Below are 17,802 nucleotides of genomic sequence, written 5' to 3'. Positions count from 1 at the left end.
TCTATTTTTCTCGCAATGCTTCAGCTTGATATTCTCGGATTGGGCTGAGTAGATAATCGATGATCCGACGTTGGTCGGTTTTAATCTCAGCCACGACAGACATACCGGGCAATAAGGCAACAGAGGTACCATCGACCTCAATTGTATGGTTTAACAATTGCACTTGAGCGGGAAAAACTAACCCAAGTTGCTCATCCATTGTCGAGTCTCTAGAAACGTGGACCAATGTTGCCGATAAGGTGCCGTAACGCGTATAAGGAAAGGCATCAATTTTCAACGTCACGGGTTGGCCAGCATAAATAAAGCCAATGTCTTTATTGAGAATTTTAACTTCGGCGACTTGTACCGAATCGTCAGGCACAATAATCATCAAATTTTGTGCTGGTTGTAAGACTGCCCCAAGGGTGTGAACACTCAATTGCTGTACAGTGCCAGTGACAGGAGAGCGAACCACTTGTAATCCTTCATGTTCACGCACTTTGTCCAGTTCATGTTGCAGCGCTGAGAGTTGTAGGTGTGCTTGCTGACTTTTGTCTTGCCACTCTCTGGCCTTTTGCGCACGCAGCGCTTTTAAACGCTCTTCTAGGTTGAGATATTGTTTTTGCAGCACATGTTGTTGTGATGTTTGCTGGGCTAACGCTCGTTCGGATTCTAATAACTCTTTTTCCTGCTCCAGATACTGCACTTGACCGATCAAACGCTGTTGCTTGAGCTTTTTTTGAGCATCAAGGCGCTGAGTAATATTACTCACTAACTGTTTTAAGCCTCTGATATCGACCTCAAGTGAGGACTGGGAAGCAAGATTGACCTGCATTTCAGCACGCAAGTTTTCCAACACCGATGTGAATTCGTTCTTTTCAGTATCAAAGCTGTCAATGACCTCTTGTTGCGCCGAAGGTGCCAATGCCAAATACAGGGGATGTTGAGCTAGATCAGCCTTACCACGCAAAGCTTGATACTTGAGAAATTCATGGGTTTGATAGCGTATTTGATGACGCAAACGTTCAATATCTTGGCTAACGCCTAACGTGTCCAGAGTCAGTAAGGGCATCCCTTTTTCGACACGTTCGCCGTCTGCTATATGGATTTGTGCTACTCGGCTTTGTTCGTAAGACTGAATCACTTGCGAGCGCCCAGGGACTAACAGCCGCCCGTTTGCGGTAGCTTGGATATCCAATTTCCCCCAATAGGTCCAAAGTAAGGTGAGCAGTAATCCTACACTTAGCGTGATGGCGGTGATGCGAGCAAACGGAGAGGGCGGGCTCTGCTGTAGAGCAAGATGGCCGGGTAAAAACTCAAAGTAGCCGTTCGTTTTCGAGCGCTTAGAGCGAAGCTTCTTTAACTGAGAGATCATGCTCGCTCATCCTCTTGTTTTAATGCTTGTTGCAGTTGCCATAGCTGGAAATATTTGCCTTGCTCTGCGAGAAGTTGTAGATGCGTGCCTTGCTCTGCAATCTCGCCTTTTTCCAGCACGATAATTCGGTCACACTCTCTTACCGTAGAGAGGCGGTGTGCGATGGTAATAACGGTGCGCCCAGCGGCAATTTGCTCCATATTGGTTTGAATGATGGCTTGTGATTCATCATCTAAAGCGCTGGTGGCTTCATCAAGAATCAAAATCTTAGGGTCTGCAAGCAGTGTGCGGGCAATGGCTAAACGTTGTCGTTGCCCGCCTGAAAGTGACTGCCCCCCTTCAGCTAAAATGGTGTCGTAACCCAGTGGCAGTTTTAAAATAAACTCATGAGCGCCCGCTAATTTTGCTGCTTGCACAATCTCATCCAAGTTGGCTTGTGGCTTTGAATGGGCAATGTTGTCACTAACACTTTTACTAAAGAGAAAGTTCTCTTGTGATACCACCCCCAACTGGCGACGCAATTCATGAACACCGATCTGTTTGAGTGAAGTGTTATCGAACATGATTTGGCCTGATTCAGGGCTGTACAGCTTGAGTAAAAGCCGAGCCAAGGTGCTTTTTCCCGACCCCGAGCCACCGACCACACCAATTTTCTCACCCGCTTGGATATTGAGTGAAAGCTGATTGATGGTCAGCGGTAAATCGGGTTGATAACGGAAACTCACTTTACTGAGAGTGATCGCACCTTGCAGTTGTAGGGGATGGCTAGCTTGCTGCTGCTCGGTGGGCAAATTGAGTAGGTCGGAAAGTTTATCGACTGCAATTTGCGCTTGTATAAATTGTCCCCACAGCTCGACGAGCCGGGCAAGAGTTTGTGCAACATGATTGGCTAGCATGTTAAAAGCGATCAGTTGACCTATGGTCATTTGTAACGCGAGCACTTCGGATGCGCCAATCCATAGTAGAAAGACGCTCGCTATTTTTTGTATGAACTGCACTGCGTGGCTAGAGCGGTTATTCCACTGCTGAACCACATAGTTGCTCGATATCATCTGTTCGGTTTGAGTATCCCAACGTCGAATAAAGCGAGGTTCAGTCGCTAAGCTTTTAATGGTATCACTCCCCGCGACGGTTTCAGTTAGAAACGAAGTGTTGTGCGCCATATGGGTAAATTGTTGTTCAATCGCTTGTTGCAGCCTTGGGGTTAGCCACCAAGCCAAAAAGAGATAACACGGCAGTGTGGCCAATACCAATAAGGTTAGCCCGCCAGAAAGTAAGCTCATCACATAGAAAAAGATCACGAGAAAAACGAGATCAATCGTAAGGGTAAACATCGAACCTGTGATGAACTCGCGTATGGTATCGAGCTCTCTTACTCGAGTCACAATCGCCCCAACTTGCCTTGATTTGAAAAACAGCAGCGGCAAACCAAACAGATGGTGAACCAATTTAATGCCAAGCTTAATATCAATGCGGTTAGCGGTATGAGCATATTGATATTCGCGTAAACCGCGTAGCAATACCTCAGCTATTCCAGAAATAACTAAGACGAACACTAAAACATCGAGTGTCGAGTGGGCTTGATGCACTAATACTTTGTCCATCACGACTTGGAAAAATAGCGGTGTAATAAGTGCAATAACTTGCAGTACGAAAGAGAATAAAACAATCTCAGCGATTAAATGTTTATGTTGCGATAATTCAGGTAAGAACCAACGAATATCAAAAGAGGATTGCTTTTTTTTGATATCTAGCGTTTTTCCATTCCAATTCTGTTTTAAATAGCTTGTATCTACTACTTTTGGGGTATCTGAATCACATGGATGAATTAAACATTTATTCTGTTCAACTTTAGCTAAAATAAATGGGTGATTATTTTTGTTAAATAAAATAATCGGTTTCTTTATTTTAGTAATTCCAGTAAAAGACTTCGCTTTATTAGCAGTGACTAAATAATTTCTTCCTTTTAAATCTTTTATTATTGAATCAATTGCATTGGATGGTGTTTCATTAGAGATGTCTAATTTTATCTCACGAATTCCGATCAGCGGTAAGTAGACTGATAAGCAATGTAGCATGGCTTTTTTTTCATTTAAATCAGTCATATATTTGATTCTTCAAGGGCCAGAAAAAGAAAGGGGGCGGATCATATCATTAATATCAATAGATGCTCAAATATTATCTGGTCTGATTAGTTAATTGCGGTTTTTAAAGGTTTTAATTATCAGTTGCTTGTATTCGATAATATTTTGGTTTTGTTAATTTATTCATGACTTAGCGTTATTGTATGGTTGCATGCCATTGAAATGCTGTATAACATTAAAAATCATTTTTGGGTTATCGCTACTTTTTTATAAGTGGCTTTAATCTTTTTTTATTTTCTTTTTAAATTATGAGGTGAGTTATTTATGTCTGAGAAATTCGTTCAAACTGTATCGAGTGTTAATTATAATAAAGGTGTTTTTTCTCTCTATTTTGTTGGACAGAATCAATCCAACATGGCAAACGGTATTATGGCGGAAAGTGATACGGACTTAGAGCTAAAAGAAGTGATTCATATGCCTGCTTCTGGTTTTATGTATATGGTTTCGATGGTTAAGAATATGCTTGAAGATCCTCGTATGAACGAAGAGTTAGAAAAATTAATTGCCGCAGGTTTTCTACCATCACCGAGTGAAGCACCTCAAGAGAGCGAGAGTGGTATTGAGCCTGCTAAAAAACGCGTGACACGCACGAAAAAATAAAAGGTGGCTTAGCGTATGTTGATTCAACATCGCGCGGCGAAACTGGATCGTGCAATGATGCAGAAAATGATGGGTGGGATTCTTCTGCTCAGCCAATATTCTCCTCTGCATCAGCGGTATCTTATCAGTGAATGGCAGCAACGGATTATGCCATCATTTGAGTTAAATCAGTTTTGCTATTACGAAGATGAACAAGGACGTCCAATTGCATTTTGTAATTGGGCGTTTTTGTCTGAGCAAGTGAGAGAGTTGCTATTGTCCGGTGAACGAGAAATCGAAGCCGCTGACTGGCGCTCTGGTGATCATATCTACATTCCTGAAATGCTTGCTCCTTTTGGTCACGGACGTCAAATCGTCAATGACTTACGACAGCGTGTTTTTTTGCCGTGGAAAGGGCAAAAAGTGTGTACTGTCCGCGGCAAAATCGACACGCAAAACGACCGCTGTATCCGTAAGGTACAGTGGTTTTCTATTTAAATAATAATAAGAGCCACAGTCTATGGGAAAACCATTTTGGAGAAGTGTCGAATACTTCTTCACCGGAAATTATTCCGCCGACGATGGAAATAACGACATTGTTGCCATCGGTTTTGGCGGCGAAATTCATGCTTATGGCGGAGATGATCATATTCATCTGGGGTCGATCGGAGCCACGGTATATACCGGTTCAGGTAACGATACGGTATCGGCGGGGGCCGGCTATCTAAAAGTTGAGGACACAACGGGGAACCTGAGCGTTCGAGGCGCTGCGGGTTATGCTGATATCAAGAAAAACGGAGACGGTAATCTCTCATTTTCAGGTGCTGCTGGTGGTGTAGACATTGGTCATGACGGCCAGCATGGCAACATCAGCTACGCAGGTGCTGCGGCTTATAACCACATTAAGCGCCAAGGGTTATCAGGCCATGTTTCTTTCCAAGGTGCTGGTGGCTACAACGCTATCTGGCATGAAACCAATCATGGAAACTTGAATTTCGAAGGTGCAGGTGCGGGCAATAAAATCGATCGTACTTGGTTTAACCAGTATCAAGGATCTCAAGGTGATGTGCGTTTTGTCGGCGCGGGGGTTGCTAACAGTATTAGCTCACGTGTTGAAAGCGGTAACTTGCACTTTAGTGGAGCTGGTGCGGATAACCATTTGGTTCGCAAAGGCAAGGTTGGGGATATTACCCTAGCGGGTGCCGGGGCATCCAACCGAATTGAGCGTACGCACAATGCGAACGATGTGTATACCGAAACACGCGGTAATATTCGCTTCGAAGGTGTGGGTGGTTACAACAGCCTTTACTCTGATGTGGCACATGGTGATATTCACTTCTCGGGCGGCGGTGCTTATAACACCATTACTCGTAAAGGTAGTGGCGGCGACTTTGATGCTCAAGGTATGGAATATGCCAAAGTGGATGAGATCGTTCTCACTGCCGCACAGATGCACGGTTTATCGATTGATAACGGCAACAAGTTTCATTCGGTTAACGCTGTAAAATCAGAGCGAGAGCCAAATACTTATTTGTTCGCTATTGCAGATGGTACTTACACCAAAATCAACAAAATCCGTCTCTATAACGATGCTGAATCCGGCAAACTCAAGTACTACTCAGAGGCATGGTTCAAGCAGGGTAATCACTTAACCGATCTTGCTCATTCCGATGTTTCTTCTTCAGGTGGCTTTGAGTCCAATCCAGTCAACGGTGGTTACACCCTTTCTAATATTGTCATTGAACATCAGCAATCAGTGACTGTTCATGCGGTTGAGAAAAGCCTGACTGAATATGAGTGGGTGACTTACGCCAATGGCGCGGTGGTTGATGCGAAAGAGGTGTCATTGTCGGATGCCAAAATGGGCGGTCATGCGATTTATGCTGATGGCACTAAGGTTGATGTCAAAGCGGTGAAATCAAACCGCAAACCCAACACTTATGTTTACGCTAAAGTGCTTGGGCCTTACACAAAAATTGTAGTGGTTGAGCTGGCTAACGATGCCGAAACCGGTGCGCTGAAATATCAAGCTCGCTCTTGGTATAAAGAAGGTGATCACACTGCCAATATAGCCAACCAAGATATTTCGTCTGCAACTGGGTATAACCCAATGGGTAAAGGGGGCTACTCGCTCAGCGACTTGCATTACAGCGTTAACGCGGTAAGAAGTACCAGCGAAACAGTGGCCGATATCGACGAATACACGGATCAAACCTTATTCAAACCCGTAAGTGATAGCGGCGAAAGCTCTGGCGATGTTCATTTCAATGGTGTCGGTGGCGGTAACGTTATTAAATCCAACGTAACACGCGGTCATGTTTACTTTAACGGTGGCGGTCTTGCCAACGTGATCCTGCATAGCTCTCAGTTCGGTAACACTGAATTTAACGGTGCAGGCGCGGCTAACGTGATTGTCAAAAGTGGCGAAGAAGGGGATCTCACCTTCCGCGGCGTAGGTTTGGCAAACGTATTAGTGCACCAAAGTCAGCAAGGCAAGATGGATGTTTACGCGGGTGGTGCGTTGAACGTGCTGGTTCGTGTCGGTAACGGCGACTATCTGGCTCACTTATTGGCTTACGGCAACATCTCGGTACAGAAAGGCCAAGGCAATAGTCGAGTTACTCTACTGGGCGGCTATAACACGCACACGCAAATCGGTAGTGGTGATGCACTATGGCTAGCGGCTGGCGGTTTCAATGTCATGACGCAAGTCGGTCAAGGCGATGTGGCTTCGGTACTGGCTGGTGGTGCAAACGTACTGACCAAAATGGGTGATGGTGAACTCACGGCGGGCATGCTGGGTGGTGCGAACGTGATTACCCATATCAGCAGTGATGATCAATTATCGAATACCACGGCGGTGGCACTCGGCGGCGCAAATATTCTCACCAAAAAAGGCAAAGGCAACACCCTTGCTGTGATGGGCGGAGGCGCTAACGTACTCACCCATGTCGGTGATGGCACCACAGCGGGCGTAATGGTAGGCGGCGCGAACATTCTAACGAAAGTCGGGAATGGCGATACGACCGGCATTATGCTTGGTGTTGGCAACGTGCTAACGCATGTTGGTGATGGCCAAACCCTTGGTGTAATGGGCGCCGCAGGCAACATCTTCACTAAAGTGGGCGATGGAACATCCATTGCAGTCATGATTGGGGCAGGCAATATCTTTACCCATGTGGGCGAAGGGAATGCTTGGGCACTGATGGGCGGCCTTGGTAACGTCTTTACCAAAGTGGGCAACGGTGATGCTCTCGCGTTAATGGTGGCCGAAGCTAACGCCTTCACCCATATCGGTGATGGTATGTCGGTGGCGCTTATGTTAGCCAAAGGCAACATAGCAACTAAAGTTGGTAATGGAACTACACTTGCGGCTATGGTGGGTAACGCTAATATCTTTACCCATGTAGGTAGCGGCAGCACGTTTGCGGCGATGATTGGCCAAGCCAATATCATGACCAAAGTGGGCGATGATCTCACCGCTGCGCTGATGGTCGGTAAAGCAAACATCTACACGCATGTCGGCGATGGAACTAGCTTAGGAATATTTGCGGGCGAAGTGAACGTGATGACCAAAGTCGGCAACGGCACAACGCTGGCGGCGATGTTCGGTAAAGCGAACATCATGACGCATGTCGGCGATGGTCTAACGGGCGTGTTAGCACTGGGCGAAGCCAATATCGTCACCAAAGTGGGTGATGATTTCATGGGGGTTGTGGCCGCGGCGAAAGCCAACATCGTGACTCATGTCGGTGATGCAACCACCGCGGCTGTAATGGCGGGTAAAGGCAATATCCTCACAAAAGTGGGCGAAGGCACCACGGTAGGTCTGTTGATTTCCGATATCGGCAACGTGATGACCCATGTCGGAGATGGCACGACTATTGGTATTGCCAAGGGCAAGGCAAACATCATTACCAAAGTCGGTGATGGTTTGGGCGTTAACGTGGCTTGGGGTCAAGCCAACGTGTTTACTCATGTCGGTGATGGAGATCGCTATAATTTTGCCAAAGGTGAAGCCAACGTCATCAGCAAAGTGGGCGATGGTCAAGAAGTCTCTGTCGTGCAAGGTCAAGCCAACATCATTACCCATGTGGGTGATGGTGATGATTATACCGGTGCTTGGGGCAAAGCAAACGTTATCAGCAAAGTGGGTAATGGCCGAAATGTTGTGCTAGCCAAAGGTGAAGCCAACATCGTGACTCAAGTGGGTGATGGCGATAGCTTTAACGCACTTTGGAGTAAGGGCAACATCGTCACCAAAGTCGGTGATGGTATGCAGGTGACCGCTGCGAAAGGTAAAGCGAACGTAACGACTCGAGTGGGAGATGGCCTAAACGTCACCGCCGCTTATGGTGATGCCAATATTAACACCGTGGTTGGTGATGGTATTTCGGTCAATGTTGCTTGGGGCCAATACAACGTCAATACCAAAATCGGCGATGGTTTGAACGTCGCGGTCATGAAAGGTAAAGCCAACGCTAATATTCATGTTGGTGATGGTCTAGGGGTTAATGCTTCTTACGCTCAAAACAACGTGGCGATCAAAATCGGTAATGGTGATTTCTACAGTTTGGCGGTCGCGTCGAGCAACACCAGTAGCAACAAGCTCTCCGCCCTGTTTGATAACATCAAGCAAACCGTACTTGGTGTAGGTGGTAGCCAAGCCATCAACTACTTAGTGCAAGGCGATGAAGCATCATCATCCGGCACGCATAAAGGCCGTGGTGCGATTGCGACACCTGAAATTACCAAGCTGGATGGCTTCCAAATGGAGGCGATTGAAGAAGTGGGCTCTGATTTGGGAGACAGCCTAACAGGTAGTGTGACCAAGGTAGACGCACCTGATCTCAATCCAATGCAAAATGCGCTCAGCGTTGACGACTCTTCGGACCAAGTTCAAGGGCCAAATCTCATTGTTAATGGCGATTTTGAGCAGAGTGATTTCGGTTGGAGTTCTACGCATGGTGTCGAAGCTTATGTTTCTGCAAGTTCATATGGTTTGGAGCGGGATGGGCACGGTAACAATGTGTCTGAATTGGCAACAGATCAAAGCACGACTATCTACCAAGATATTCAGAACCTGACGGAAGGCGAGGTCATTGCTGTGAGCTTTGATTTTGCAAAACGTGCAGGCATTTCTAATAACGAAGGCATTGATGTTCTCTGGAACGGCGAAGTGGTTTTCTCATCGTCTGGTGACGAGTCTGCTTGGCAGCAAAAAACCTTAAAACTGACCGCTCATGCTGGCAGTAACCGTATCGAATTCAAAGGCACAGGCCACAATGATGGACTGGGCTACATCCTAGATAATGTGGTGGCGAAATCAGAAACGCCACAGCAAACTAATGCGGTGAGTGAGCACGCAACACAAAATCAAGCGGCGCAGAATGCTCTATCAGATAAAGAGCGCGCAGAAGCGGATCGCCAGCGTCTAGAACAAGAAAAGCAGAAACAGCTTGATGCTGTCGCAGGTTCGCAAAGCCAGTTGGAGTCGACCGACCAACAAGCCTTGGAAAATAATGGTCAAGCGCAGCGTGACGCGGTGAAAGAAGAGTCAGAAGCCGTGACGGCTGAGTTGACCGAACTGGCACAAGGTCTCGATGTGCTTGATGACAAAGCCACGCATACGGGTGAGTCGGGCGACCAATGGCGCAACAATTTTGCCGGTGGCTTGCTTGATGGTGTTCAAACCCAATTGGACAACGCAAAACAGGTTTCTGGTGAGCAGATTGCTGCCACGAAACAGATGCACGCGGACAATCAAAATAAAGTCAAAGATTCGGTTGCACAATCGGAAGCGGGCGTCGCAAAAGGTGAGCAAAACCTGGCGGGTGCAGAGCAAGACATTGCTGATGCTAAAATTGATGCTGAAAAACGTAAAGATGATGCTTTAGCAAAAGGCAACGATGCGAAACAAGCCGAATCTGACGCACACAGCGCAGCAAACGACGCGCAATCGCGTGGTGATCGCGATGCGATGAACGCGGAACATAAAGCCAACCAAGTGCAGAATGATGCGAAAGGGGCTAAGCAAAACGAAAGCGATCGACCTGATCGTCAAGGTGTTGCGGGCAGCGGCCTTGTGGGTCAAGCACATAGCGTCGAAGCCGCTGGTGTTGCGGGCCGCCATATCAACGCTGACAGTCAAACAAACGCTGATGGCCGCTTTAGCGAAGGCTTGAGCGAGCAAGAGCTAGAAGCCTTAGAAGGTGCGACCAATGCAGTCAACCGCCTGCAAATTAACGCAGGAATTCGAGCGAAAAATACGGGTAGTTCTGTCACTTCGATGTTCACTGAGACAAACGCCGACAGCATTGTTGTGCCAACAACAGCCCCTCAGGATTTGGCTCGAAAAGAGATTCGTATTTCAGGGGTGAATCTTGAAGGTCTTGGTGAGGCATCCAGTGATATAGCATTGGGTGGCAACGCCATCGACAACATGTTGCGTGAATCTCTACCATTCTATTCACTTCGTACTGAGCGCAACCTCTTAGTGCAAGAAGGCGAAGAAGGTTTTGAAGTTCGCTCGTGGCCGGGAACCGATGGAAAGAGCAAGACCATTCTGCTTGATAACCCAGAAGATGCAGCTCAACAAAAAGCCATTGAGCGTTTCATTTTGGCCAACTTCGATAATTTTGAACAAATGCCCGATGAGCTCTTTTTGGTGGATAACAAGGTTATCTCACATCATGAGGGTCGCACGCGTGTTTTGGCACAAAAAGAAGAGGGCGCTTGGAAGTACAACACCAAAGCAGAATTGATGTCTGTCACCGAATTACTCGATGCTGCCAGTGTTACAGGGAAGATCCGTGGTGAAAGTTACCAACAAGTAATCGACGCTCTGACTGAGTACCATGCGAGTACGATTGAACACGCAGACTATGAACTGGAATCTGTGGAAAAACTGCTCAACCTACGTAAACAGGTTGAAGGCTACCTACTCGGTCACCCCGATTCTGGCCGCGTTGAGGCTATGAGTTCACTGTTAAACCAAGTGAATGTGCGTTTAGAGGAAGTCTCGGTTCTTGCAGCCTCTGAGCAAAGCATCAAAACTCACGATAGCTTTAGCCGTCTGTATGACCAGCTTGATAACGCCAACTTGAAGGAGAGTAAACATCTGTATCTGGATGGAAATGGCGATTTCGTCACTAAGGGCAAAGGTAATCTTGCCAATATCGATCAGCTAGGCGGTAGCGATGCTGTACTTGACAAAGTAAAAGTAGCCGTAAGTCATGAATATGGTCAAGCTGTTGCCGATACTATCTTCGCTGGGTTTTCTGCAAACGATCTTGCAAAAGATGGTAAAGGTATTGATATCGCTGGGTTAAACAAAGTACACCAAGCGATTGAACAGCACATGTCGCCAGTGAGCGCGACCATGTACATCTGGAAGCCGAGTGATCACAGCACACTAGGTCACGCCGCATTGCAAATTGGCCAAGGTCGCACGCAGCTTGAAGGTCAAGCCGCGGCTGATTTCAACAAGCAGAATTATGTGAGTTGGTGGCCACTAGGTAGCAAGTCATCCAATATCCGTAATATCTTCAACGTTGCAACAAAAAATCAGCCTGATCTTAAATTGCGTTGGAGCGACTTCAGCCAACCAGCTCATCAAAATGACACACTTGAGCATGATATGGTGTCAGAAGAAAACGATGGCTTTGGTTTGAATGACGGCGAAACTAAGCTGAAACGCTTTATCGAAAAACTCAATGCCGCTAAAGGCATTGATGCTTCGTACAAAGACGCTTCTGAAGGTTATGCGAGTGTGCTACTGGGCAACCCGGATATACTTGAAACGACAGGCATTCCAGCACATGTATTCCAACCATTCGTTGAACAGTGGAATGACACCAGTTACGACATGATGGATGTAGCAAACCGTTTTGCGGAAGAGCTACAGAAACAAGCTCAAGCAAGTGGTGATCCTGCCCTAGTGGAAAAACGCATCGCTAATGTGGTTCGTCAGTTTGCTGAAAGAGCGCTAGAGGAGATTAAAGCGTTCAAAGCAAGCGAAGCGGATCAAGGCCGTGTATTCCGCATTAACTTAGAAGGGCTTGATACTGCGGCAATGCAGGCAGAATGGCATCGTCTAAGTAACGACCCGGATGCGCGTTATCAACTGCTCACCAAAAACTGCTCCAGCACAGTCGCTAAAGTGTTGAAAGCGGGTGGGGCAGATAAACTCATTGGTCACACATGGCTGCCTAAGTTTGGTGTTTGGACGCCGACCGAGCTTTTCAACTTTGGTCAAGCGTTACAAGAGGCCCAGTTAGAAATCGTGGCTAAGAAGCAAAGTCATCAAGTAAGCGATGTCCTTGATGCTCTATCAGGCAACGAGAAGCAGAAAGAAACCGTCGCCATCGAAAATGATGGTACGCCACCGCGCGATAAAGAATCTCTGAGCCCATTGACTCGCTTCCTCAATAACGAGTTGTATGGCGATAAAGAAGCTCGCCGTAAGATTGGCGAAATCACGCAAACCCTACTTGACCATGCGGTAGAACAAGGTGAATCGCAGAAAGTCACCTTGAAAGGGGAATCGGGCCGTCTAACGGGGTATTACCATCAGGGAGCGGCTTCAAGCGAAGGTGAAACGAGCGCGACCAGCGGTAAAGTCGTGTTGTTCCTGCACGGTTCTGGTTCTTCTTCTGAAGAACAAGCGAGTGCGATTCGCAGCCACTATCAGAAACAAGGTATCGACATGCTCGCAGTCAACCTGCGTGGCTATGGTGAAAGTGACGGCGGACCAAGTGAAAAAGGCTTGTACCAAGACGCGCGCACCATGTTCAAGTACTTAGTGAATGACAAGGGCATTGACCCGAGCAACATCATCATTCATGGCTACTCAATGGGTGGCCCGATTGCTGCAGATTTAGCACGTTATGCTGTGCAAAATGGTCAAACGGTTTCTGGCTTATTGCTCGACCGTCCTATGCCAAGCATGACCAAAGCCATCACCGCTCATGAAGTGGCGAATCCAGCGGGCATTGTAGGGGCTATCGCGAAAGCGGTTAACGGTCAGTTCTCAGTGGAGAAGAACCTAAAAGGCTTGCCAAAAGAGACGCCGATTCTGCTGCTAACGGACAACGAAGGTTTAGGCGAAGAAGGCGAGAAGCTACGAGCTAAACTCGCGATTGCTGGCTACAACGTCACGGGTGAACAAACCTTCTATGGCCACGAAGCGAGCAACAGCTTGATGGGGCAGTACGCGGATCAAATTGTCTCCGGTCTGTTTAATGCAGAGCAAGCAGCGGTAGAAGCGGGCGAAGTGCTGAAAGGGCTAGAGAAAGACTTTAAACGCTATGGCGACGCGCTGAAACCTGATACGAGCGTACCGGGTAAATCGAAAGACATTCGTACCACTAAAGATTTCCTAAATGGTTACAAAAACGACCATGCGAAGGAGATCGTTGACGGCTTCCGCTCAGATATGAGCATCAAGCAACTGGTGGATCTGTTTGTTAAAGGCAACTGGAGCGCAGAGCAAAAAGGTGCGCTTGCTTGGGAAATCGAAAGTCGTGCACTGAAAGTGACGTTCCAGAACAAGTCTGAGAAGTACAACCGATTGTTCCGTGAGATTGTTTCTGCTGGCGTGGTGGATGCGAAAGCGACTGAACAGCTCGCGCCACAGTTAATGCTGTTGAACCTATCGAATGACGGTTTTGGTGGACGTTGTGATCCACTTTCTAAACTCGTTTTGGTTGCGAAACAGCTGGAAAACGATGGTCAAGTTGGCGTGGCAAGACAACTGCTGGAGAAGATGTACTCTGCGGCAGCGGTGCTGAGCAATCCAACCCTTTACTCAGACAGTGAAAAAGCCAATGCAAGCAAGTTGCTCAGCAGCTTAGCGGCCATTCATGCGAAGAACCCAATGCATGATACGTCGATGAAAGTGTGGCAGGAAAAGCTGGAAGGGAAGCAAGCGCTGACCGTAAACGGTGTGGTTGAGAAAATCACTGATGCATCGGCTAACGGCAAACCTGTGTTGTTGGAACTTGATGCTCCGGGGCATGCGATGGCAGCTTGGGCAAAAGGCTCAGGCGACGATCGTGTTTACGGCTTCTACGATCCAAATGCTGGTATTGTTGAGTTCTCATCAGCAGAGAAGTTTGGCGACTACCTAACGCGTTTCTTCGGCAAGTCCGATCTGAACATGGCTCAAAGCTATAAGCTGGGTAAAAACGACGCAGGTGAAGCAATCTTCAACCGCGTGGTGGTAATGGATGGCAACACGTTAGCAAGCTACAAGCCAACCTTTGGTGATAAGACCACCATGCAGGGGATCCTCGATTTACCTGTGTTTGACGCTACACCGATTAAAAAGCCCGGTGCTTTAGATGTCGATGGCAATGCAAAAGCTGTAGATGATACGAAAGAAGCATTGGCTGGTGGAAAGATACTTCACAACCAAAATGTGAATGACTGGGAACATGTTGTTGTGACTCCGACAGCGGACGGCGGTGAAAGCCGTTTTGATGGTCAAATCATCGTGCAAATGGAGAACGATGATGTCGTTGCAAAAGCCGCTGCGAACCTTGCGGGTAAGCACCCAGAAAGCAGTGTGGTGGTGCAGATCGATTCAGACGGCAACTATCGCGTGGTGTATGGCGATCCGTCAAAGCTGGATGGAAAGCTACGTTGGCAGTTAGTAGGTCATGGTCGAGATGACTCAGAAAGTAACAACACGCGTTTAAGTGGCTACAGTGCTGATGAGCTGGCAGTGAAATTGGCCAAGTTCCAACAGTCGTTTAATCAAGCGGAAAACATCAACAATAAGCCTGATCATATCAGTATTGTTGGTTGTTCTTTGGTGAGTGACGATAAGCAAAAAGGCTTTGGTCATCAGTTTATTAACGCGATGGATGCGAATGGTCTTCGTGTCGATGTCTCTGTACGCAGTTCTGAACTGGCCGTAGACGAGGCAGGGCGTAAACATACCAAGGACGCGAATGGCGATTGGGTCCAAAAAGCAGAAAACAACAAAGTGTCGCTAAGCTGGGACGAGCAAGGTGAAGTTGTTGCCAAGGATGAACGTATTCGCAACGGTATTGCGGAAGGCGACATCGATCTCTCTCGTATTGGTGTCAGCGACGTTGACGAGCCAGCGCGTGGTGCAATCGGTGACAACAATGATGTGTTTGATGCGCCAGAAAAACGCAAAGCGGAGACAGAAACCTCATCTTCTTCTGCAAACAATAAACTCAGCTACTCAGGTAACATTCAAGTCAATGTGGGTGATGGTGAGTTTACGGCAGTGAACTGGGGCACATCGAACGTGGGCATTAAAGTCGGCACGGGTGGCTTTAAGTCGCTGGCCTTTGGTGACAACAATGTCATGGTTCATATTGGTAATGGTGACAGCAAACATAGTGTCGACATCGCTGGTTATCAGGCGCTTGAAGGTGCTCAAATGTTTATGGGTAACCGCAACGTAAGTTTCAATATGGGTCGCAGTAATGACCTTATCGTGATGATGGATAAGTCGATCCCGACACCGCCACTGGTCAATCCATTTGATGGTGCATCACGTATTTCAGGAGTATTACAAAGCATCGCACAATCAGGAAAGGGTGCCGATTGGTTAGCGGCTCAAGAACAGCAGTGGACACTCTCTGGTGCGAAAAAATTTGTTAAAGAGATGTCCGGTCTCGATCAAACCAGCAGTGTTGACTACAACAGTTTGGTTGATTTGGACTCTCAGAATGAGCGCAGCAGCCGCGGCTTGAAGTCTGACGCTGAAGCCACGTTGAATAAAAAGTACAACCAGTGGTTAAGTGGCAATAGTAATCATGATACTGGCAAGATGAGCCGCGCGGATAAGTTCCGTCAAATGAACGAGAAGTTGGCCTTTAACTTCGCGGTCGGTGGCCAAGGAGCCGATATTCAGGTCACCACGGGCAACTGGAACTTTATGTTCGGAGACAACATCCAAGCGATTTTGGATACCAATCTCGGTTCATTGTTTGGCGTGTTAACCCAGCAATTCTCAGCAACGGGAATGGCTCAAACGACCTTTACCTATAATCCGCAAGACTTGCCTCGTCAGCTTAAGAATAAGCTGCTGGGTAAATTTGCTGAAGTCGGTGCAGAGACGACTTTAGGTGATATCTTCGGTGTCAATTACACCGCTGATGGCAAAATAGTCTCTCGTACTGATGAAGCGGTAGATGGCGTTGCCATTTTAAAAGAGATGCTAGAAGTGATTGGCGAGTTTGGTGGTGAGCAGCTCAGCGCATTTACTGACCCAGAAAAATTGCTAGATAGCCTCAAAGCGGGAATCGATATGGGGGCTGATGGTCTTCAATCCTTTGCTGAAAGTCATGGACTGAAAGAGAAAGCACCAGAGGAAAACGATACAGCGCAAGTGACTCTCAATGGCGCGCCTGCGGCAACGGAAAACGTATCAGCCACTGTTGAAGAAACCAAACCAGAGCGCGCATTTGGTTTTAATGCGCTCAATTTGCCCAATTTATTTGCCACCATGTTTAGCAAAGATAAGCAGGCAGAGATGGCATCATTGGTCAGTAATCTGAAGCAGAATCTCACCGCCGATTTGCTCAATATGAAGGATAAAACGTTTGATTTCCTTCGTAACAGTGGGCATTTGCAAGGGGATGGCGATATGAACGTTTCTCTGGGTAATTACAACTTCAACTGGGGCGGTGACGGTAAAGATCTCGGCGCTTATCTAGGCGACAATAATAACTTCTGGGGAGGACGTGGAGACGATGTGTTCTACGCAACGGGAGTCTCCAATATTTTCACCGGCGGTGAAGGCCACGATATGGGCGTTTTAATGGGTCGCGAGAACATGATGTTCGGCGGTGATGGTAATGATACGGCGGTTGTGGCCGGACGCATTAACCACGTCTTTATGGGCGCGGGTGATGATCAATCCTTTGTCTTTGGCGAAGGTGGTGAGATCACCATGGGGGCAGGTAATGACTATGCAGTCACTTCAGGTAACTTCAATCGTGTAGACATGGGAGACGATCAAGACTTTGCTGTAACCATCGGTAATAACAACCAACTTGATCTTGGTGCAGGCAATGACTTTGCGAGAGTCTTTGGCAATCACAACCGAATTGACGCTGGCCAAGGAAACGATGAAGTCAAACTGATGGGTTACCATGCTTCGATTAATGCTGGTGAGGGCGAGGATTACTTAATTGCCGCCGCTATCTCAAAATTCAGCACATTAAACGGTGGTGAAGGTAAGGATGTCATGGTGCTTGGGGGTTACCAAAATACGTTCAAAGGCGGTGCTGGCGTAGACAGTTTTGTGGTCAGTGGTGAGGTGATCGATAACGTGGTTGAAGATATTCGCCAAGGTGAAAATATCATCTTCAACGGTATTGATTGGAACCGTTTATGGTTTGAGCGTAGTGGTTACGATCTGAAAATCTCTATGGCACGCCATACTGATACCTCTTCCGATCAAACGCTATTTGATGCGTTAGGTTGTGTTACTTTCAATGATTATTTTGCAAATAATCGAGCCAAACTTATTATCGGTTTAGGTGAAAAAGACGCTCAAGGCGAGCAGGAATATACCTGTTTGACTGATAATGCGTTAGACAACCTCATTCAAGCCATGAGTTCCTTCGCACCTAAGGTGGGAGAAAGCAACTTTATGGATGGATTAGCTTCTCAGCCTCAGCAAGCGATTATGGCCGCATGGTCGGATGTGAATACCGGGAAGTTTAGCTTGTCGTAATC

Annotated in this window: 5 protein-coding genes; 3 read left to right on the top strand and 2 right to left on the bottom strand. The window is 47.2% G+C overall.

Features of this window, described 5'->3' with window-relative positions; all coding sequences use genetic code 11:
- Nucleotide 1: 1 nt before the first annotated feature.
- Nucleotides 2-1,354, bottom strand: a complete 1,353-nt coding sequence (locus tag AACQ79_RS03945; protein WP_088732566.1) for an HlyD family type I secretion periplasmic adaptor subunit — start codon at nucleotides 1,352-1,354, stop codon at nucleotides 2-4.
- The gene (locus tag AACQ79_RS03940) at nucleotides 1,351-3,459 is read right to left on the bottom strand and encodes a type I secretion system permease/ATPase (RefSeq protein ID WP_170898525.1); all 2,109 of its coding nucleotides are present in this window, start codon (nucleotides 3,457-3,459) and stop codon (nucleotides 1,351-1,353) included. Before AACQ79_RS03940 ends, AACQ79_RS03945 begins: the two co-directional genes overlap by 4 nt.
- Before the next feature lie 303 nt (nucleotides 3,460-3,762).
- On the opposite strand from AACQ79_RS03940, the gene rtxH reads away from it, so the two are divergent.
- The 3 genes from rtxH to rtxA are packed head-to-tail and all read left to right on the top strand — an operon-like array spanning nucleotide 3,763 to nucleotide 17,800.
- Complete coding sequence (gene rtxH / locus AACQ79_RS03935) at nucleotides 3,763-4,098, top strand: protein RtxH (RefSeq protein ID WP_105977520.1); 336 nt, start codon at nucleotides 3,763-3,765, stop codon at nucleotides 4,096-4,098.
- Nucleotides 4,099-4,113: 15 nt separating this feature from the next.
- Nucleotides 4,114-4,575 (top strand): RTX toxin-activating lysine-acyltransferase RtxC, encoded by a 462-nt coding sequence (gene rtxC / locus AACQ79_RS03930; RefSeq protein WP_170898523.1) that lies wholly within the window; start codon nucleotides 4,114-4,116, stop codon nucleotides 4,573-4,575.
- Between the two features lie 22 nt (nucleotides 4,576-4,597).
- Nucleotides 4,598-17,800 (top strand): MARTX multifunctional-autoprocessing repeats-in-toxin holotoxin RtxA, encoded by a 13,203-nt coding sequence (gene rtxA, locus AACQ79_RS03925; RefSeq protein ID WP_170898521.1) that lies wholly within the window; start codon nucleotides 4,598-4,600, stop codon nucleotides 17,798-17,800.
- Nucleotides 17,801-17,802: the final 2 nt, after the last annotated feature.

Source organism: Vibrio sp. 3-2(1) (genome assembly GCF_963887575.1).
Lineage (GTDB): Bacteria > Pseudomonadota > Gammaproteobacteria > Enterobacterales > Vibrionaceae > Vibrio > Vibrio anguillarum.
This window is presented reverse-complemented; position numbering and strand designations above follow the sequence as displayed.

What these genes read in the sequence shown, in the direction of transcription:
- AACQ79_RS03945 (WP_088732566.1), bottom strand. Translation starts at nt 1,354, where the DNA reads ATGATCTCTCAGTTAAAGAAGCTTCGCTCTAAGCGCTCGAAAACGAAC.
- AACQ79_RS03940 (WP_170898525.1), bottom strand. Translation starts at nt 3,459, where the DNA reads ATGACTGATTTAAATGAAAAAAAAGCCATGCTACATTGCTTATCAGTC.
- rtxH (WP_105977520.1), top strand. Translation starts at nt 3,763, where the DNA reads ATGTCTGAGAAATTCGTTCAAACTGTATCGAGTGTTAATTATAATAAA.
- rtxC (WP_170898523.1), top strand. Translation starts at nt 4,114, where the DNA reads ATGTTGATTCAACATCGCGCGGCGAAACTGGATCGTGCAATGATGCAG.
- rtxA (WP_170898521.1), top strand. Translation starts at nt 4,598, where the DNA reads ATGGGAAAACCATTTTGGAGAAGTGTCGAATACTTCTTCACCGGAAAT.